At 59.8% G+C, this 20113-nt stretch carries 18 protein-coding genes; 4 read left to right on the top strand and 14 right to left on the bottom strand.

The window, feature by feature from the left end:
- Positions 1–8 precede the first annotated feature (8 nt).
- The 5 genes from ACR0LX_RS02820 to ACR0LX_RS02800 form a co-directional block, all read right to left on the bottom strand.
- Entirely contained in the window at positions 9–2903 is a 2895-nt protein-coding gene (locus ACR0LX_RS02820) for a formate dehydrogenase subunit alpha (RefSeq protein WP_480782472.1), read from the bottom strand.
- A gap of 126 nt (positions 2904–3029) precedes the next feature.
- Positions 3030–3218: a twin-arginine translocation signal domain-containing protein gene (locus ACR0LX_RS02815; RefSeq protein ID WP_480568975.1), complete on the bottom strand. Its 189-nt coding sequence runs from the start codon at positions 3216–3218 to the stop codon at positions 3030–3032.
- Between the two features lie 56 nt (positions 3219–3274).
- Positions 3275–3886, bottom strand: coding sequence for a TorD/DmsD family molecular chaperone (locus tag ACR0LX_RS02810; protein ID WP_480782471.1), 612 nt, complete (start codon positions 3884–3886; stop codon positions 3275–3277).
- Positions 3887–3890: 4 nt separating this feature from the next.
- Complete coding sequence (locus ACR0LX_RS02805) at positions 3891–4469, bottom strand: DUF3306 domain-containing protein (protein ID WP_480782470.1); 579 nt, start codon at positions 4467–4469, stop codon at positions 3891–3893.
- The gene (locus ACR0LX_RS02800) at positions 4466–5020 is read right to left on the bottom strand and encodes a DUF3305 domain-containing protein (protein ID WP_480782469.1); all 555 of its coding nucleotides are present in this window, start codon (positions 5018–5020) and stop codon (positions 4466–4468) included. The genes ACR0LX_RS02805 and ACR0LX_RS02800 overlap by 4 nt, the downstream gene beginning before the upstream one ends.
- A 261-nt stretch (positions 5021–5281) precedes the next feature.
- Here ACR0LX_RS02800 and ACR0LX_RS02795 point away from each other — a divergent pair, with 261 nt between their 5' ends.
- Complete coding sequence (locus tag ACR0LX_RS02795; protein ID WP_480782468.1) at positions 5282–7237, top strand: 4Fe-4S binding protein; 1956 nt, start codon at positions 5282–5284, stop codon at positions 7235–7237.
- Here ACR0LX_RS02795 and ACR0LX_RS02790 read toward each other — a convergent pair.
- Complete coding sequence (locus ACR0LX_RS02790; RefSeq protein WP_480782467.1) at positions 7231–7959, bottom strand: hypothetical protein; 729 nt, start codon at positions 7957–7959, stop codon at positions 7231–7233. The genes ACR0LX_RS02795 and ACR0LX_RS02790 overlap by 7 nt on opposite strands.
- Positions 7960–8066: 107 nt before the next feature.
- Here ACR0LX_RS02790 and ACR0LX_RS02785 point away from each other — a divergent pair, with 107 nt between their 5' ends.
- Genes ACR0LX_RS02785 through ACR0LX_RS02775 form a run of 3 tightly spaced genes read left to right on the top strand, consistent with a single transcriptional unit; the run spans position 8067 to position 10299 of the window.
- Positions 8067–9128 carry an Mrp/NBP35 family ATP-binding protein gene (locus tag ACR0LX_RS02785; RefSeq protein ID WP_480568993.1) on the top strand — a complete coding sequence of 354 codons (1062 nt, stop codon included), beginning with the start codon at positions 8067–8069 and terminating at the stop codon, positions 9126–9128.
- The gene (locus ACR0LX_RS02780; protein WP_480782466.1) at positions 9125–9820 is read left to right on the top strand and encodes a biotin/lipoate--protein ligase family protein; all 696 of its coding nucleotides are present in this window, start codon (positions 9125–9127) and stop codon (positions 9818–9820) included. Before ACR0LX_RS02785 ends, ACR0LX_RS02780 begins: the two co-directional genes overlap by 4 nt.
- Positions 9820–10299, top strand: coding sequence for a DUF6505 family protein (locus ACR0LX_RS02775; RefSeq protein ID WP_480782465.1), 480 nt, complete (start codon positions 9820–9822; stop codon positions 10297–10299). Before ACR0LX_RS02780 ends, ACR0LX_RS02775 begins: the two co-directional genes overlap by 1 nt.
- Here ACR0LX_RS02775 and ACR0LX_RS02770 read toward each other — a convergent pair whose 3' ends face one another.
- From ACR0LX_RS02770 to acs, 8 genes are all read right to left on the bottom strand, one after another.
- Entirely contained in the window at positions 10300–10800 is a 501-nt protein-coding gene (locus ACR0LX_RS02770; protein WP_480782464.1) for a flavin reductase family protein, read from the bottom strand.
- 86 nt (positions 10801–10886) lie between these two features.
- Positions 10887–12299, bottom strand: coding sequence for a 3'-5' exonuclease (locus ACR0LX_RS02765; RefSeq protein ID WP_480782463.1), 1413 nt, complete (start codon positions 12297–12299; stop codon positions 10887–10889).
- 2 nt (positions 12300–12301) lie between these two features.
- On the bottom strand, positions 12302–12820 hold the full coding sequence (locus tag ACR0LX_RS02760; protein ID WP_480782462.1) for a hypothetical protein: 519 nt from the start codon (positions 12818–12820) through the stop codon (positions 12302–12304).
- A 57-nt stretch (positions 12821–12877) separates the two neighbouring features.
- The gene (locus tag ACR0LX_RS02755) at positions 12878–14701 is read right to left on the bottom strand and encodes a DUF294 nucleotidyltransferase-like domain-containing protein (RefSeq protein WP_480782461.1); all 1824 of its coding nucleotides are present in this window, start codon (positions 14699–14701) and stop codon (positions 12878–12880) included.
- A gap of 109 nt (positions 14702–14810) precedes the next feature.
- Complete coding sequence (locus ACR0LX_RS02750) at positions 14811–16595, bottom strand: sodium:solute symporter family protein (protein WP_480782460.1); 1785 nt, start codon at positions 16593–16595, stop codon at positions 14811–14813.
- A 7-nt stretch (positions 16596–16602) separates the two neighbouring features.
- Positions 16603–16887, bottom strand: a complete 285-nt coding sequence (locus ACR0LX_RS02745) for a DUF4212 domain-containing protein (protein WP_480569017.1) — start codon at positions 16885–16887, stop codon at positions 16603–16605.
- A gap of 194 nt (positions 16888–17081) precedes the next feature.
- Positions 17082–17765 (bottom strand): adenylate kinase, encoded by a 684-nt coding sequence (locus ACR0LX_RS02740; RefSeq protein ID WP_480569020.1) that lies wholly within the window; start codon positions 17763–17765, stop codon positions 17082–17084.
- 7 nt (positions 17766–17772) lie between these two features.
- Positions 17773–19737 carry an acetate--CoA ligase gene (gene acs / locus ACR0LX_RS02735; RefSeq protein WP_480782459.1) on the bottom strand — a complete coding sequence of 655 codons (1965 nt, stop codon included), beginning with the start codon at positions 19735–19737 and terminating at the stop codon, positions 17773–17775.
- Positions 19738–20113: the final 376 nt, after the last annotated feature.

Genomic DNA, 20113 nt, shown 5'->3' with positions numbered 1-20113 from the left:
CGTCCTCCTTACGCTGCCCAGATTTTGCAGAGAGTACACTTGGTCTCTTGCATCTGGGTCACTGAATCATAGCCATAGGTCTGGGCGGTGTTGGTACTTTCACCCAGCACATAGGGATCTGCACCGGCGGGGTATTTGTGCCGCTGGTCTTCGCCCTGGAAATGGCCGCCAAAGTGGAACGGCATGAAGGCGACACCGGCACCAACCCTGTTGGTCAGCATCGCCATTACCTTGACCTTGCCGCCCTCAGGACCTTCGACCCAGACCTGCGATCCGTCGCGGATACCAAGGTTGTTGGCATCGCGAGGATTGATCTCGACGAACATGTCCTGCTGCAGCTCGGCCAGCCACGGGTTCGACCGTGTCTCATCACCGCCGCCTTCATATTCGACCAGACGACCAGACGTGAGGATTATTGGGTAATCCTTTGAAAAGTCGTTCTTCTGGATCGAAGCGTAAAGGGTGGGCAGGCGATAGGCATGCCGGTCCTCGTAGGTCGGATAGTCCTCGACCAGATCGCGCCGCGGTGTATAAAGCGGTTCGCGATGCAGCGGGATCGGATCCGGGAAGGTCCAGACAACCGCACGTGCCTTTGCGTTCCCGAAGGGCGCACAACCATGCTCGATCGCGACCCGCTGAATGCCGCCTGACAGGTCGGTTTTCCAGTTGGTCTTCGGACCAGCGACAGCGTCGATTGCAGCGCGTTCCTCAGCCGTGAGGTCTCCGTCCCAGCCGAGGTCCATCAGCATCTGCATCGTGAATTCAGGGTATCCGTCCTGAATTTCCGATCCGGCGCTATAGACCCCTTCGGCCAGCAGGTTGTCGCCATCGCGTTCCACGCCGAAACGAGCGCGGAAGGTCAGGCCGCCCTCGGCCACCGGTTTGGACATGTCATAGAGGTTTGGTGTCCCCGTATGACCCATCTCGGCCGTGCCCCAGCAGGGCCATGGCAGGCCGTAGTACTCACCGTCGTTTGGTCCACCAACGGCCTGCAGCGTCGTTCTGTCAAACGTGTGCTGGTTGGCCATATGGCTTTTCAGACGTTCTGGCGATTGTCCGGTATATCCGATGGTCCAAAGACCGCTGTTGAACTCACGCGTGATGCTTTCAACATTCGGCTTCTCTGCGTCCTCCATCTCGATATTGCGGAAGAACCGGTCTGCCCAGCCGAATTTGTTGGCGAACTTGGCCATGATGACCTCGTCCGGCAGACTTTCGAACAGCGGATCAACCACCTTGTCGCGCCACTGCAATGACCGGTTCGATGCCGTGACCGAGCCACGGGTTTCGAACTGCGTACAGGCGGGCAACAGGTAGACGCCATCGGTGCGGTCATGCAGAACAGCGGAAACGGTGGGATACGGGTCGATCACAACCAGCATGTCCAGCTTTTCCATCGCCGTCTTCATTTCCGTCATCCGGGTCTGCGAGTTGGGCGCGTGGCCCCACAGAACCATGGCGCGGACGTTGTTGTCCTGATCCATGTTGGCCGGGTCTTCCAGAACACCATCGATCCAGCGGGAAACCGGGATGCCGCGTTCGTTCTGAAGCGGTTTATCCTTGCCTTCCTTGTCTTTGATCGTGGCGAACTGACCGGCTAGCCATTCAGGCTCTTCACCCCAGACACGAGCCCAATGGCCCCACGCACCTGCGGACAGGCCGTAATAGCCGGGCAGGGTGTGGGACAGAACACCAAGGTCCGTTGCGCCTTGCACGTTGTCATGACCGCGGAAGATATTGGTGCCACCACCCGAAGTGCCCATGTTGCCCAGTGCAAGCTGCAACACGCAATAAGCGCGGGTGTTGTTGTTGCCGTTGGTGTGCTGCGTACCACCCATGCACCAGATCACGGTGCCTGGTCGGTTGTTTGCCATCGTGCGCGCAACACGCTTTAGCTGCGATCCCGGCGTGCCGGTGACGCGCTCGACCTCATCCGGGTTCCACTTGGCGACCTCTTCACGGATCTGGTCCATGCCCCAGACGCGGGTGCGGATGAACTCTTTGTCCTCCCAGCCGTTGTCGAAGATGTGCCACAGGATGCCCCAGATTAGCGCAACGTCTGTACCGGGACGGAAGCGGACATATTCATCCGCATGCGCTGCTGTACGCGTAAAGCGCGGGTCGCAGACGATCAGCGGGGCGTTGTTCTGCTCTTTCGCGCGCAGAACATGCAGCAGCGAGACGGGGTGCGCCTCGGCCGGGTTGCCGCCGATGATGAAGATGGCCCGAGAGTTGTGGATGTCATTGTACGAATTGGTCATGGCGCCGTAGCCCCATGTATTCGCAACACCCGCAACCGTGGTCGAGTGGCAGATACGCGCCTGATGGTCCACGTTGTTCGTGCCCCAGTAGGCGGCGAACTTGCGGAACAGATAGGCCTGTTCGTTATTGTGCTTCGCGGAGCCCAGCCAATAGACGCTGTCCGGCCCGGATTCCTCGCGGATGCTCATCATGCCGTCGCCGATCTCGTTGATCGCCTCTTCCCAGCTGATGCGCTTCCACTCTCCGCCTTCCTTTTTCATCGGATACTTCAGGCGACGTTCGCCATGGGCGTGCTCGCGGACCGAGGCCCCCTTGGCGCAATGTGCACCCAGGTTGAACGGGCTGTCCCAGCCGGGTTCCTGCCCGACCCAGACGCCATTCTGCACTTCGGCAACGACGGTGCAACCGACCGAGCAGTGAGTGCATATGGATTTGATGTTTTCAACCGCGGCATTCGCCGCTGTCTGGGCGCTGGCTGGCGTCACGGTTCCACCTGTGGCGCTGATCGCGGCAAGGCCGCCGATCGTCAGGCCCGAGCCACGCAGGAATGCGCGGCGATCGACGGTTTTCTCGCCGATTTGGGACAGGATACTTGTCCGCTGGGGGCGTCTCGCAACCCCGTTGGTCTTTTTCCTAAGCATTTCTTTCCTCCCTTGCGCGCCATGTGAGCCATGGCTGGCTTGGTACTGCTGCCGACGTCAGGGCCAATCGCAACCGTCAGTCGGGTTTGAAGGCGTCCGGCTCAAGAACCGGGTGCTTTCATGGTGTTAGAAGCGAGTGCTTTCTATGTACGCGCGCGTGTGCGCGGTGTCCTGGATGCGGGTTTCATCCGTTGGCAGCTCTGCCGCTTCGGCTTTCCCGGTCAGGCTGGCTGCGGCAACGGCGGCGGGCGCTGCGACACCAGTCAGTTTCAGGAAGTCGCGGCGGGTTGCGCCTTCTTCCTTGGTCTTGCTCATGGGCTCCTCCTGTCCCAATTGCGGTTTGGCGCCGTTTGGCACCGGCGAGTGGCGGGCTAGGCCGCCGTCATTCGGAACGCCTCGCGCTCGATCTCCATGAATACCCGTCCGGCTGTGCCGACGGATGCATAGAGAACCGAGTTCTCGGCACCTTCCAAATCCGAATAGAAATGCGCGGCCCAGGGGCCGATATGCTTGTTCCAGAACGCGCGCTGGTCTTCCAACGAGGTGGCAGACCCAAAGCGACCGACGATCATGCCCGCCATCATCTCCATCAGCGAGGCAATGTTGTCTTCGGGTTCGAACACGTTCTTTGCGCGTGTGATCCCGCGCGCGGCCATGTCGTTGCGAAGCTGCGCCAGAGGTTTCTCGTTCAGGAACCCGGTCAGATAAAAGCTGGCATAGGGCAAAAGCTCACCACGTCCCAAGCCGATGAACAGGGCGTTGAATTCGCGCTCGGCTGCGGCTGGCTTGGTGACTTTGGCGACGCGGGCCATGGCTTGAATCGCTTGTCCCAGATCGGTGTCATCGCCTGTCAAACCTGCCATCTGGTCCAGCAGCATCTGGTCAGGAGGACCGGCAAGCAGAAGGCCCAGAAAGTTGTAGAAATCCGCACGCAGACGATCCTCGGCCGAGACGTCTATTGTTTGCGCATCACTTGCGGTCATTCGGTCATCCTTCAAATTCAAATACCATGCGGCGCGGGGCCGGGGTGGTGTCGGGCTCTTCGACCTCGACATCGTCATCAATCGGCTCAACGGGCTGAACCATGTCTTCTGCTTCGGCCAGAACGACAGGTGGTTCGTCCTCGGCAGCTTCGGCGTCCAATTCGGTATCGTCTTCTTCCTCGGCAGCGGCCAACGCCTCGACATGGGCCAGCATGCCCTTGCCGACCTGATAGGCGGTCTGGATATTTTCGATAACGCAAGCGGCGTCGGTATAATCTTCGCCGTAATCGACCAGACCATCAACATTGGCCAGTACCGGGTTCAACCGCCACAAGCGACGCAACGCGCGACGGCGCAACCGGTCAGGAACCGCTTTGGCCATAAAGCCCGAAACGTCATCGCCGGGTTGCAACGCATCGGGGTCAGGCAGGTCAAGTTCCGCGAGGATTTCGGCATCCGTCTTATCCTCCAACTCCGCGTGTTGCTCCGCCAGTGCCTGCGCCTCGACTGTTGCCAATTCGGCCTCAGTTTCGGCCCGAACGGCGGCCTTGCGGCGAGACCAGAAATCACGGGGTTGGCTCATTGCAGAACCCTCCGCGGTGCGCGGTAAACGTCCGAGTCCTGACGAATACGCGCATCCCCTTTGCCGTCTTCGACCAGATCGGTGCGCTTCTTGTCGCGCCGGCGTTTGAAAAAAACCTCGTCCTTGTGATGCTGCAAAGCAAAGTCACGCACCCAGGCTATCAGCCCTTCGCTCATCGGAATTTTCTCGACGATCTCTTCACCGGTGTCGGCATAGTCCTGACCTTCGAACGGAGAGGCCGTGACCAGCACTGCATTCAGGGGGTGCTCGCCTTGCAATTCGTCCCGCAGCACCAGATACAGCGAGGGTTGCCCGTCGGACAGATTCACCATGTAAGCTTCTGTCTCGTCGACCGACAGGGTCAGGGGCAGGGTGGCCGCGTGATACTCGACAGCGTCACCCTCGCGGCGCAGTTCGACCCAATTGGCAGGGCCCGCGCCGGGCAAGGCGGCAACAGCGCGCCAGTTCCAGCGGGCCCAACGGGTTACACCGGGTGTTTTGCGCACGATGATGCCGACGGGCATTTCAATCTGGCTTGCGGCCTTGGCCACTGGCTCCTCCCCGAGAAGGCTCTCCCCTGCCTTCTCTGTGATGTACTATGGTACATAAAGTGGCGCTGTGCCAAGTCCACTTTGGGCCCGAAAATGTCGCTTTCACCATTATTTTATTCGTTAACCAATCTCGGATAAGCGGCGGGTGCTGAAACTGTGAACAATAATGCATAAATCTTGTCCATCCGCCGGTGTTTGCATTGCCTCTTTCCGCTTTAGGTCTAAGGTGCTGTCAAGCAGCAAGCAGTCCGGGGGAGGGACATGGCCAGCAAGCTTATACTTTGTGACTGCGCGGGAACGCAGTCACTGGATGCCGAAGGTATTTCCCGGTCCTGTGACGCGAACTGTTCCAGGGTTCACACCGCGTTGTGCACGCAAGAGATTGAGGCCGTAGCGGAACTGATGCAGCAGGGTGATCAGGTGGTGATCGCTTGCGGGCAAGAGCAAGCCATCTTTTTGGACCTGGCTGCGGAACTGGGCGTCGACCCGCCGGGTTTCGTCGATCTGCGCGATCGGGCTGGCTGGTCCGATCAGGGGCAGGATGCGATGCCCAAGATGGCGGCGCTGGCGGCCGAGGCGCTGCTGCCGCAGCCGGTGACATCCAGCGTCGATGTGGTCAGTGAAGGCACCTGTTGCATCATCGGCCCTGGTTCAGTCGCTTTTGAATTGGCCGAGCGTTTGTCAACTACGCTGGCCGTTACGGTGCTGGTCACGGATGAGGCCGAACCGCTTAGCCGGGCTTTCGACGTTGTTCGGGGAGACCTGCGCGATCTATCGGGTGCGCTGGGCGGGTTCGCGCTGCGGTTGGACAACGTGCAACAGCTTCTACCGGGCGGGCGTGGTGCGTTCACATGGACACCTCCACGTGACGGTGCAACCTCGCGCTGCGATATAGTGATTGACCTGACCGGCGCGTCGCCACTGGTTGCGGCGCCCGAAAAGCGCGAAGGGTATCTGCGCGCGGACCCGCGCGACGCGGTCGCAGTTGCACATTTGGCGTTTGAAGCCGCGCAATTGGTTGGTACTTTTGAAAAGCCGCTTTACGTGCGGCTGGACGAGACCCTTTGCGCCCATTCCAGGGCCGAGCAAATTGGGTGTTCGAACTGTCTGGATATCTGCCCGACCGGGGCCATCACGCCCGCAGGTGATCACGTCGCGATTGATCCGATGGTCTGCGCCGGGTGCGGGGCCTGTGCGGCGCTTTGTCCGTCGACCGCGATTACATACGAAGACCCTCCTATCTCGGCGCTTCTGTCGCGTATGCATATTCTTGCGCGCACCTACCGGCGGGCGGGCGGAGTGGCGCCACGTCTGTTGGTGCATGATGCCCACGGCACGCAAATGATCCAACTGGCCGCCCGCTTTGGTCGTGGCCTGCCTGCGGATGTCCTCCCGCTTGAGGTGAACACGATCTCGGGCTTTGGCCATGCCGAAATGTTGGCGGGGCTGGCGCATGGTTTTGCGCGTGTGGATGTGCTGCTGGCACCCACAACCGAGCGCGACGCGTTGGGTCGCGAGTTGATTCTGGCACAGGCCATCAGCGGTGAGACGGGCCTGAGCCTGATTGACGAAGCTGACCCCGAAGCACTATCCGAGTTACTTTACGAACAGACTATACCCGCGCCCTTGGCCGATCCGGTATTGCCGCTGGGCAACCGGCGACAGATCGCCCGCTTTGCGGCGCAGGCATTGAATCCGAATGCGTCAGAACCGCTGCCCTTGCCCGAAAACGCTCCCTACGGTGCGATCATGGTGAACACGGACAGTTGCACATTGTGCCTTAGCTGTGTGTCGCTTTGCCCCTCGGGCGCATTGATCGACAACCCGGACAAGCCGCAGTTGAACTTCCAGCAAGATGCCTGCCTGCAATGCGGATTGTGCCGCACGATCTGCCCCGAGAACGCCATTTCGCTGGTTCCGCAGTTTGACCTGTCGGACGCGGCCCTGTCGCAGCAGGTTCTGAACGAAGAGGAACCCTTTGCCTGCGTCGAATGCGGTGCAGCATTTGGGGTCAGGTCTACGGTCGAGCGGATTATGGATAAACTGTCCGGCACCCATCCGATGTTTGCCACCTCGGATCAGGCGCGTCTGATCCAGATGTGCGACGACTGCCGCGTCAACGCGCAGTTTCAGAACCAGGACAACCCGTTTCAAGCCGCGCCCAAACCTCGGGTTGTTACCACCGACGACTATTTCTCAAAACGAAAGGATCACTGAAACTGCAGCGGCGCGCCAAGATCCGCCGCTTTCATCCCCGAGACGAAGGCAAGGATGGCCTCAAGGTCCTCAAGCGTCATCTCGACCGGGTGAATCGGCGACGGGCGGTCCACGGCAAAGGGCGGTGTCACATCCTCGACCTGCGTGAAAGCGGGGTGGGGGTTCAGGGCAAAGAAAGCCTCAAACCGTTCAGACCAGTCAGGCAGGGACCGCAGCACCGCGAAGGAGGGCGTTGACCCCAAACCGTTCATGCGATTCTGAGGGCCGATCACGTGGCAGCGTCCACACAGCGAAAAGGACAGCTCCTGTCCGCGCGCGGCGTCGCCGTCTACGGCCTGTTCGGTTTCTGTGTCCGCGATTGCGATACTGGCACTGAACGGTTCACCTTGTGCCGGGGCAAAGCTTTCGACCGTTCGTTTGCCGATATCGGACAATAGCCAGTCGCGAAACCGAGCCTGACGGGCGTCATCGCTGGTTTGAAGGTGATAAACCGTATCGCCGCGCTGAAACACCGGATCGCCAGGAGGGCCGGAAGAAAGGACCATAACGCCGTTTTCGTCAGCCAAGACGCGTATCCCGGTCTTGAGAGAGAAGCGTGGAAGAATATGTTGCAAAAGACCCGAGTCTGATACTTCGTCCGGGGCCGCAAGACCTAGCGCCTCTTGCGACCAAGAGGGGGTGGCAGAGAGCGTCAGGCTCAGGCACAAAAGGACAACGCGCATGGCTCAGCCTAAAGGGCGACGGGCAAAGGCGTCAAATGAACAGAACGAGACGGAGATCATGCAATGAATATCAACCACATGGTTGGGCAGAACAAAGGGGCAAAGGCATGAGCGTTCGTGACGCCGTTCTGGCAAACCTGAAAAAAATCACTGACCCTGTAAGCGGTCAGGACATAGTCAGCGCCGGTGTGGTTCGCGCGCTGAACGTCGACGGCGACGCGGTGCGCTTTGTGCTCGAAATCGATCCCAAGATGGCCGAGCGGATGGAGCCGGTTCGCGCCGCCGCCGAACAGGCCGCGCAAATGGTCGATGGTGTTGCCAAAGTGTCCGCCATGTTGACCGCGCATTCCGACAAGGCGCCGCCCGATCTGAAGCCCAAGCCCAAACCGTCGCAGACCGGGCCGCAGGCTGTGCCGGGCGTGGATCGGATCATCGCCGTTGCCTCTGGCAAGGGTGGGGTCGGTAAATCCACCGTATCTGCCAATCTAGCCTGTGCTTTGGCGGCTGAGGGTCGGCGTGTGGGGCTGTTGGATGCCGATGTCTATGGGCCCTCGCAACCCAGAATGCTGGGCGTTTCGGGTCGACCGGCCAGCCCGGATGGCAAAACGATCCTGCCGCTGCGAAATCACGGTGTCACCATGATGTCGATGGGTCTGATGACCAACGAAGGGCAGGCGGTTGTCTGGCGTGGCCCCATGCTGATGGGCGCGTTGCAACAGATGATGAGCCAGGTCCAGTGGGGCGCGCTTGATGTGCTGATCGTGGACTTGCCGCCCGGGACCGGAGACGTGCAGCTGACGCTCAGCCAGAAATTCAAGGTGGACGGGGCCATTGTCGTCTCGACCCCGCAGGACGTGGCGCTGATCGATGCGCGCAAGGGCATCGACATGTTCAATCAGCTCAAGACACCCATCGTCGGGATGATTGAAAACATGTCCACGCATATCTGTTCGAACTGCGGGCATGAGGAACATATCTTTGGCCATGGCGGCGTCGCATCCGAGGCCGAGGCGCTGGGCGTACCCTTGCTGGGAGAGATTCCGCTGCATCTGGACATTCGCATGGCCGCCGATGGAGGTGCGCCCATTGTGGTCAGCAAACCCGACAGCGCGCAGGCCGAAGCCTTCCGCAAGGTTGCCCGCGACATGATCGCCAAGGGCCACGCATGAGCGAACCGGTCTTTCCGCCCTTGCTGACGGGTCACCCGGTGCAGGGTGGGGAGGACCCGTTCGAGCGTGCGCAGGCCATGGCCGCGCTGGGCTGCGATGCTGGTACGGTTGTCTACAACGTACAGGCGGATCGTCTGCGTGTTGCCATCGTTTTCGCGCCCGAAGTGCCGTTGCAGGACGCCATGGCGATGCTACCTCTCTGCGCGGTCGGGTTTCAGAACGCGTTGGGCGCGCTTGCACCGCCCGAAGTGGCAGTGCATCTGGGATGGGATGGCTTGATCTGCGTAAACGGCGCCAAGTGCGGCCAGTTTCGGGCCGCTGCTTCGAACGGCGATCCGGACGACATGCCCGATTGGCTGGTGATTGGCTGGGAACTCGCCCTGCTGCAAACCAGCGACGCGCCCGGTGAAACTCCGGACGTCACTGCTCTGTATGATGAGGGCTGCGCCGATGTTTCGCCGTCGCAGCTTGTGGAAAGCTGGTCGCGGCATATGCTGACATGGCTGAACCGGTGGCAGGACGAAGGCAATGCGCCTTTGCATGCCGAATGGATGGGGCTGCTGCGCGGCGTCGGCGAACCAATTGGCAATCAGGGCGTGTTCCTTGGCACGGATGAACGGTTCGGTATGCTGATCCGCGATGGTGCCGAAACGCATCTGCGCCCGTTGACCCACTTGTTGGAGACCGCCTGATGAAACTGGCCCGCGCAATTCATTTCGACGAAAGTGACATGAACGTTTTTCACTCTCCTGCCCGGACCGGAGAATGGTGCATCTCGGGCGGGTTCGAGTTCTCGAACTGGGGCGAGGCTGATCTGGAAGGCAAGGCGAGACAGGCCTTTGCCAATGGTTGGCTGGGGTTAGAGACATTTGGGCGCGTGACCTTTGTTGCGGTGACGCAGATTGAAGCGGCCGAGGTTGAACAGATCGAACAGCATCTGGCCGAACATTTCGTGCGCCTGTATGGCGCACCATCGGTCGAGTCTGCCATGGATGTGGCGCGTACCGAGATCGAGCACATGTCCGATATGTGCCAGGATCATCCGCCCAATACGCTGCTGACGGTTGCGCGCGAACTGACCGATGCTGGGGTGCACGAGGCGTTTCGCGTGATCACACCGCAAGAAACTCAGCTCGAGGCGCTGGCCGTTCACGGATCACTGGACGAGTGATCAGATCAGATCGGCAAAGCCGCCGAACTGCCCACGTTTGAAAATCAACCCCTGACCAGGCCGGTGCATCACGGTTTCGACGTGGCCGACAAGAATCAGATGATCGCCTGCGTCATGCACGTCCGACAGGCGGCAGTCGAAGCGCGCCAAACAGTCTGCCAGCCGTGGGCGACCGGCCTCATCGTTTTGCCAATCGGCATGCGAGAAATCGAACCCGTTCCGGGCAAAGGCCAGCGCCTGATCATGCTGGTCCTGTGCCATGACGTGGATGGCATAATGCTGACAGGTGCTGAACGCGTCAAAACGGTTGGAATCCTTGGCCAAACACCACAAGACCAACGGTGGATCCAGCGAGACAGAGGCAAATGAGTTCACCGTGATGGCGGCAGGCCCGTCGTCGGTATTGGTCGTTACCACCGTGACGCCGGTTCCGAAACATCCAAGCGCGTCACGGAATTCCAGACTTTGGTCAGGACCAGGGGTGAATGTGGTTTCCGTCATTGCGCGCTCGTCAATAGGTCTTGCATCAGGTGCCACGCGGCGCGCGGATTGTCTATGGAAAGCTGCGCCCGATCGGGAATTTCCCGTCAGTTCAGGTCTTCCAGCAACCGACCGTGTTTTCGGGTCTCGGTGATGATCGCGCCGAAGGTCGTCAGGCCGCGTGCGTTCAGCATCGGCAACATCCTGACCAGAACCTCGGCCGTGGCGACCGCATCGCCCAACGCTGTATGGCGCAACGCATCTGGAATGGTGATCTCAAGACGGTCACAAACCGCGTCCAGCGTGTGCGTTTCGCTGGCCCCGAACAGCACCGCAGACAACAACACGGTGTCGAGGATCGGATGGTTCCATTCGACCTGCATTCTGGCCGCATGGCGGCGCAGAAAAGCCATGTCGAATGGTGCGTTATGCGCGACAATGACGGCGTCTCGGGCGAATTGGTGAAGCGTTCGACCGGCGATGACGATGTCCGGCGCGCCCTGAACCATGGCGTCACTGACCCTATGAACGCGGGTCGATGCGGGCGGGATCGGAATTCCCGGATCGACCAGCGTATTCAATTGCTCACCGGTCACGATCCGACCTTTGACGACGCGGACCGCACCAATCTGAACGATCTCGTCCTTATGCGGCAGCAGGCCGGTGGTTTCGGTGTCGAAAACGACAAAGCACAAATCGTTCAGGGCACGGTTCTCAAAGGCATCATCGACCGGCGTGTCGAGCAGGTCGAAATCGTAGACCAGCGGGCGGGCCTCATCCGGTTCGATCCGTGCCGCGCTGTCGTCGAAAATCAGCATATAGCCAGGCGCATTTCCCAACGGTTTCATTCGCGCGGAGAATGCCTGTTTACCTTCGGCGCTTGTGAGCGTGCAGGCGACTTCTTTTCCGGTCTTGTTCATCTTGGCGTAAGCATCCGTCAGGCCGGTGCTTTCGAGATAATCGAACAGCGAGGCATTGAGGCGTGGATGCGCGATCTGTGCCAGAACCTCGGCGGCTTGCGCGTCATAAAGGACGATCTGGTGTTTTGGTCCTGCCAGCAACATGGCAACGGGGATCTCGGTCAGCAATGCGGTCAGCCGCTGTTTTTCGGCTGCTAGATGCGCGGTTTCCGCCGCCACGGCTTGGGCTGTGGTCATGGCGGTGTCGGCAACCTGATCGGCCAAACCGGCGGCGGCCGGGGCCAGATCGCCCAGATAGCGTGCCGCCTGAATATCCAGATCAGTGCTGACGCCGGCATGGGCCCGCGCGCGCAACTGCGCCGAAAGACGCTCGATCGGTTTGGCGACATTGTCATCGAACAAAAGCCAGACGCCAACAATCAACGCAAGCAGGCCAAAGGCAATGAGTATTTCAGCGAAGACGAACGCCCCCTGAAGATCTGGGTCAGCCGTACGCTGATAACTGATCCAGAGCGCGACGGAGCTGACCACAAGCCCACCAAGGGCAAGCAGGCAGAAAAACAGAAAAATCCTGATGCGCAGACTCAGGGTGTTCAACATGGTCAGACCCCGCAGGTCGCCTCGATCAGCGGATCGTCACCCGTGACCTTGATCCAGCTTGCGTTCAGCAGGCGTCCGTCATCGCCGAACTCGGCCCCGTCCGCCAAGTTGGCGCGGCTGTTCTCGGCACAGTTGACCGCGACCGGCACTTTGGACACGGGTGCCCAGCGGCCAAAGAAATACAGATCGACCAGCCGTTGGTCGGGAACCTCGCCATTGGTGCGAACCGAAACGGTGTCGATGGCGGCAAAACGATCCACGAACGGCACCGCATAAGTCCAGGGCCGATAGATGGCGCGGCTTTCAACCTTCTGCACGACCGAAAGTTCTTCGGGCAGCGTGTCGCGGGTGCGGTCATACCACGAGTATTCGCTGGCGATGGTCATCGCAATCATACCCGTCCCGGCGGCGACCGGCGCAGCCCAGCGGGGCAGGCGACCACCGGTCATCTTGTTCAGCACCATCACCACGCCCGCAAAGGCCATGCCTGCAAAAATCGTGCCGATCAATTCCAGAAACATCTTGTCTCTCCGTCGTTTGGGCGCGTTCGCCCGCTTAACTTACTTTCCGTGGGCCGGTCAGCCCAACATCCCTTTGCCGTGACCAACCGCCGACTGCATGGTTTTTACGACAACAAAAGCATCGCGCAGATGACTTCGCTCAAAATCCGACAATGAGGCAGGCGGCAGGTAATTGTCTGGCTCTTCTGCCGATTTCACCAGTTTGGCCTGATGGCTCAGCCGCGTCTCGGCGATCAGGTCGTAGGCATCCATCAGGTCGCGCGCGCCCGAATGACTTAGAACCTCAGCGGTTTCCGCCGCTTTCAGACGGGCGCGGGTGTTGGCCTCGGTCAGTTGGCCTTGCAGGCTGTAGACTCTCGCAAGGTCGACCACCGGCACAACGCCATTGTGTTTCAGATCCAGCGTATTGCGATGCTCGCCCGATCGGATGGTGGCGAAACCGCGCAACAGGCCCAAGGGCGGCGTGTGCTTCAGCGAATTCGAGATCATATGGGCCACGAAGATCGAGTTTGCATTGGCTTCAGACAGAGTTTCGGCCTGTAAATCCGCAAACAATTCGAACGCGCCGCCGATCGGGCGCAGGTCGAACATGACAGACGCAAGCATCTGCGCCTCGGGGTTCGGTTTGCCGATCCAGCCGCGGAAGTACTCGCGCCAGACGCGCAGCGGCTGACACCAGCGCGGGTTCGTCGCCATCATGTCGCCGGGACAATAAAAGTATCCGCACACATCCAGCCCGTCCGAAACGAATTTCGCCAGATCTGCAAAATACGCCATGTCGCTGTCAGTCACAGCATCATCCAGGATCAGGCAGTTGTCCTGATCCGACACGCCTGTCTGTTCCTGTCGTCCTTGCGATCCGCAGGCGAGCCACAGATACGGCACCGGGGCAGGTCCGAGTTTGACCTCGGCCAGCGACAGTAAGCGGCGTGTGGCCGTATCCGCAATGTCGGTGATCAGGCGCGTGACGATCTCGTGCCGGTTGCCACCGGCCACAAGCTGCACAAGGAGTTGCGGTATTTCGGCAGTAACTTCAGCCATCTGTTCCGCTGTGCCGGCATGGGCGATGCGCCGGACCAATTCAGCCGAATTCACCGCCTGATAATGGGTCAGGTCCGTTTGAGTGACAACACCGACCAGCCGACCACCCTCGGAAATCGGGATGTGGCCGATGCCACGCTCCATCATCACATGCAGCACGTCCGACCCGATGTCCGAGGGCGACAGCGTGATCGGATCGGGGGTCATGATGGCTGAAATGGGTGTGTCAGATGACATGCTGTCAGCAACAAATTTGCCCGAGACATCACGCAAGGTCGCAATGCCCAGCAATGTGTCCCCCTCGGTAACGCATAGCGATGAGATATGCTTGTCGCGCATCATCTTCGCCGCCTGTTGCACCGGCGTACCGGGCGGACAGGTTGCCGGGTCATGCGCCATCAGGACGTCTATGGAGCTGGTCGCAAGGCTTTGAGGACCACTGCGCTGACCACGCGTGCGGTTGAAGAATTTCGAGACAACCTCGTGATTGTCGATCAGGTCGCGCACCAATTCCGGCGGCAACACGATCAACACGGACGGCGTATGCGCGCGCGCCTTGGTGGCGGCTTTGCCGTCCTTCATCAGCCCGCGTTCACCAAAGGAATTTCGCAAGCCCAGATGAGACACGACCGAGCCGTTCTCATCGGTAATTTCGACCTGTCCTTCGTAGATAACGAATACGCCGGGCAGGGTATGGCCCAACTCGTAGACGGGAAAGTCCTCGTCAACTTCCCACACGTCAATCTGCTTAGCCAGGTCGTCCAGCGTATCGGCAGGCAGGGCGTCATAGGGGTGAACGGATTTCAGAAACCGGGTAATCTGGTCATGGGACAGGGGCATCAGCAGGCCTCGGGTGTCTGAAAGAAAAGCCCCGCCCGGTGGAGTGCCGGGCGGGTACAGTAAGTCGAAAGACGCGGCCCTTGAAGCTTAGCCAAGGCCCGCATCAGGCTCAATGATCCTGAGCTGCGCCCGCACCACGGGGAATGCGGATGCTTTCGACCATGTCCTTGATCTCCTGCGGGGTCTCTTTGGTCATGCCTGCAACAGTGTAGGCAACCGCAAAGTTGATCATTGCACCGATCGCGCCGAACGAGGTCGACTTGATCGGACCCAGCAACGGATCAGCATCGGTGAACGAGTTGGTGCCCGGAATGAACAGCCAGCCCTTGTGCAGGAAGATGTAGACCAGTGTGACGACCAGGCCGGCCAGCATACCAGCAACCGCGCCGGTGTTGTTGATGCGGGTCGAGAAGATCCCCATCATCAGCGCCGGGAAGATCGAGGCAGCCGCCAGACCAAAGGCCAAGGCAACCGTCTGCGCTGCAAAGCCCGGTGGGTTCAGACCCAGATAGGTTGCAACCAGAATGGCCACGGCCATTGCGATCCGCGCCGCAAGCAGTTCTCCTTTTTCCGAGATTTGCGGATTGATCGCACCTTTGATCAGGTCGTGGGATACCGCTGACGAGATCGCCAGCAGCAGGCCCGCAGCGGTTGACAGAGCAGCCGCAAGACCACCAGCCGCGACCAGACCGATCACCCAACCCGGCAGGTTGGCAATCTCGGGGTTGGCCAGAACCAGGATGTCACGGTTGAACTTGGTCAGCTCGTTCCCGACCCAGCCTTTTTCTTCCGCGATTGCGGTCATCGATTCAGACTTGTCATTGTAGTACTGAATCTTGCCGTCACCGTTCTTGTCTTCCCAATCCAGCAGGCCGGTTTTCTGCCATGTGGCCATCCAGTCATAGCGCGGATCGTTGTCGATTTCCTCGACAGACACAGCACCACCTTCGATGCCGCCATTGGGCCACATCATTTCGCTGATATTCAGACGTGCCATGGCACCAACAGCCGGGGCGGTCAGGTACAGCAGCGCGATGAAGACCAGCGCCCAGCCAGCGGACCAACGGGCGTCAGACACTTTGGGCACGGTGAAGAAGCGCATGATGACGTGGGGCAGACCGGCGGTACCGATCATCAGCGACAGCGTGAACAGCACCATGTTCAGCGTGTTCGAGTGGTGGGCGGTGTATTCGTTAAAGCCCAGCTCGGTCACGATGGCGTCCAGTTTGGTCAGCAGAGGCTCACCGCTGGCGGTATCCCCAAACAGACCCAGCGCCGGAACAGGTGTGCCGGTCAGCTGCAACGAGATGAAGATCGCCGGGATGGTATAGGCGGTGATCAGCACGCAGTACTGAGCGACCTGAGTGTAGGTCACGCCTTTCATCCCGCCAAACACCGCGTAGGCAAACACAACGCCCGCGCCGATCAGCAGACCAGCAGTGTTGGACACTTCGAGGAAGCGGCCAAAGGCCACGCCAACGCCGGTCATCTGTCCGATCACGTAGGTCACCGACGCAACGATCAGGCAGATAACCGCCACGATACGTGCGGTCTGGCTGTAGAAGCGGTCGCCGATGAATTCCGAGACGGTATATTTGCCGAACTTACGCAGATAGGGCGCCAGCAGCAGTGCCAGCAGCACATAGCCACCGGTCCAACCCATCAGGAAGGTCGAGTTGTCATAGCCGGTAAAGGCAATGAGGCCCGCCATTGAGATGAACGAAGCCGCAGACATCCAGTCCGCCGCTGTCGCCATGCCGTTGGTGACCGGGTGAATGCCGCGACCAGCGGCGTAGAATTCCGATGTGGAACCCGCACGGGCCCAGATCGCGATGCCGATGTAAAGCGCAAAGGACGCGCCCACAAACAGCAGGTTGATGGTAAACTGGTCCATGGCTCGCTTACTCCTCGTCCACGCCGTATTCAGCGTCCAGCTTGTTCATGCGCCAGGCGTAGTTGAAGATCAGCACCAGAAAGACCAGGATCGATCCTTGCTGAGCGAACCAAAAGCCCAGATCGGTACCGCCAACGGCGATGCCCGACAGCAGCGGACGCAGCAGAATGCCGAATCCAAACGACACCAGCGCCCAGATCGCGAGGCTGATGTAGATGAGGCGCAGGTTGGCCTGCCAATAGCCCTTGTCGGCTTCGGCAGTCTGCGCGGAGTTTGTAGATTGATCCGCCATCGCGGTTCCTCCTTCGCTTCCCTCATGGGCGGCCCGTGCCCAACTCCTCCAGTGCCGCAGGCCGCTTCTCGATTGTGCCGGACGCCAGGTTGGCGTCAGGCAAAACTCCACCGGTCCGCCAAGGCGGGTCCTTTGAAGTATTCCTGTGCTGGATCAAAGCCCCGTTCGTCCTTACGGGGGCTTAACTCCTCCCCTTAACTCATCGCGTCGCCCACAACCTGTTCCAGATCGCGGGCGATGTCGTCGATCTTGCCCATGGCGTCGACATGTTTCAGCACGTCATGGCCGTCGTAATAGTCAATCAGCGGTGCGGTCTGCGCATGATACGCCTTGAGCCGCGAGGCCACTGTTTCTGCATTGTCATCCGCGCGCCGTTTGAATTCCGTGCTGCCGCATTTGTCGCAGACACCCTTGACTGCCGGTGTCTTGAAGCTGTCGTGGTACCCCTCACCACATCCGGCGCAGGTGTACCGGCCCGAGATGCGGGTGACCATTTCGGCATCCTCGACCCCGAGGCTGATTGCGGCGCTGACCTTCTGCCCGGTTGCGGCCAGAAGCCCATCCAGAGCCTCGGCCTGAACTGTTGTGCGCGGGAAACCGTCCAGAATGACGCCTTTGGCACAGTCCGGTTCGGCCATACGATCGCGCAGGATGGCGATGACGATCCCGTCGCTGACCAGATCGCCGGCCTCCATCACCGCCTTGGCGGCAAGACCGGCCTCGGTGCCTGCGGCAACAGCATCGCGCAGCAGATCGCCGGTGCTAAGCTGTACAAGCCCGAACTTTTCTTCGAGCATGCGGGCCTGGGTGCCCTTCCCGGCGCCCGGAGGGCCGAGAAGGATCAGAACGGCAGGGGTGGTGGTCGTGGCAGCGTCCATCACGTCCTCACTTGTTCGCACGGTTCTGGATCAGGTCATCGACCACCGACGGATCTGCCAGTGTCGACGTATCCCCGAGCGACCCAAAGTCGTTCTCGGCGATCTTGCGCAGAATGCGGCGCATGATCTTGCCGGACCGGGTCTTGGGCAGGCCGGGGGCCCACTGAATGACATCCGGGCTGGCAATCGGGCCAATCTCGGTGCGGACCCATGTGCGTAGCTCTTTCAGCAGCTCATCCGAGGGCTCACGGTCATTCATCAACGTGACATAGCAATAAATGCCTTGTCCTTTGATTTCATGGGGATAACCTACCACGGCGGCCTCGGCCACGGCGGCGTGGGCGACCAGAGCGCTTTCCACTTCGGCCGTGCCCATCCGGTGGCCCGAAACGTTGATCACGTCATCGACGCGGCCAGTGATCCAATAGTCGCCATCTTCGTCCCGACGGCAACCGTCACCGGTGAAGTAATATCCTTTGTAGTCCGAGAAATAAGTCTTCTCGAACCGTTCGTGATCGCCCCAGATTGTGCGCATCTGACCGGGCCAGCTGTCCTTGATACACAGAACACCTTCGACACCATTACCTTCGATCTCTACCCCGGACTGCGGGTCCAGAACGACCGGTTCGATGCCAAAATAGGGCTTCATCGCTGCGCCGGGCTTCATTGCGTGTGCGCCGGGCAGGGGGGTCATCAGGTGACCGCCGGTTTCGGTCTGCCACCAAGTGTCGACGATGGGGCAATTCCCTTTGCCGACAACCTCGTTGTACCAGTTCCACGCTTCGGGATTGATCGGTTCGCCGACAGTGCCCAGCACCTTGAGGTCGCTCAGATCATGCTTTTCGACCCATTCACTGCCCTGACCCATCAGCGCGCGGATCGCGGTGGGGGCGGTGTAGAACTGATTGACCTTGTGCTTGGCGCAAACCTCCCAGAAACGGCCCGCATCCGGGAAGGTCGGGACACCTTCGAACATCAACGTCGTCGCGCCGTTGGCAAGCGGTCCATAGACGATATAGCTGTGGCCGGTCACCCAACCGACATCAGCCGTGCACCAGTAGACGTCGCCTTCGTGGTAATCAAAGGTGATCTCTTGCGTCAGCGCTGCATACACCAGGTAGCCACCCGTGGTGTGAACAACGCCTTTGGGCTGACCGGTCGAGCCCGAGGTGTACAGAATGAACAGCGGGTCTTCGGCATTCATCTCTGCCGGAGCGCAGTAGTCATCCGCTTCCAGAGCCATCTCGTTGTAGTCGTAATCGCGTCCGTCGATCCAAGTGGTCTGACCGCCGGTGCGTTTGACCACCAGACACTTTACAGTGTCCTTGCAGTGCAGCAGCGCCGCGTCTGCGTTTGATTTGAGCGGCGTTTTGCGGCCTCCACGCGGGGCCTCGTCCGCAGTGATGATGACCTTTGCGTCGCAGCCGTTGACACGGGCTGCCAGTGCGTCCGGTGAGAACCCGGCAAAGACAATCGAATGGATCGCGCCGATGCGGGCGCAAGCCAGCATGGCATAGGCCGCTTCGGGGATCATCGGAAGGTAGATAACGACCCGGTCACCCTTACGAACTCCCACCGATTCCAGAATGTTGGCCATGCGGCAGGTGCGGCGATGCAGCTCGGCATACGAGATGTGCTGGGCCGGGTCCTGCGGATCGTCCGGTTCCCAGATGATCGCTGTCTGATCACCACGCTTTTCCAGATGCCGGTCGAGGCAGTTGGCCGATACGTTCAGCGTCCCGTCCGCGTACCAGTTGATTTTGACGGAGCCGAAATCATAGTTGACGTCTTTGACCTGGCTATAGGGCTTGATCCAATCAATTCGCTTTCCATGTTCGCCCCAAAATGCATCGGGATCACTGACCGAAGCCGCATACATCTCTGTATATTTGTCGGCATTGACATGCGTCCGCGCGACGGTTTCTGCGGATGGCGGATATGTCTTGGCATCTGCCTGGGCAGCGGTGGTCATTTTTGAGGCTCCTCCCTCTGGACTGAAATCATGTGGATCAATACTGCCTCACGAAAAGGCTGAATTGAACCGTCTCCTCCCGGGTTTGAATAATAAGGCGAACAGAAAATAAATAAATAAAATGCCGTAATCCTTGAATTTGTTTGTAAAGAAATTTCTGTGCGAGCGCGGATTTTGTAAACAAATTGAACATCACGCGGTCAGCGACCATAAAAATATGGAGATTTGGTGTAAAGAAAACGGGTTTGCATTCATACAAGCCTCGGCTCTCGCACAACCGGAGACATGGCCGATCCGCTCAACCGGCTGTCGGGGCAGGGGTTGGCAGGTCCCCAACGACGCGCTAGCTTCGTTTTCAAGCGCTCCGGGAAAGGGG

The sequence above is a fragment of the Ruegeria sp. CH11 genome (assembly GCF_056537105.1).
Note: the sequence above shows the minus strand (reverse complement) of the source record. Positions and strands in the feature narration are given on the sequence as shown.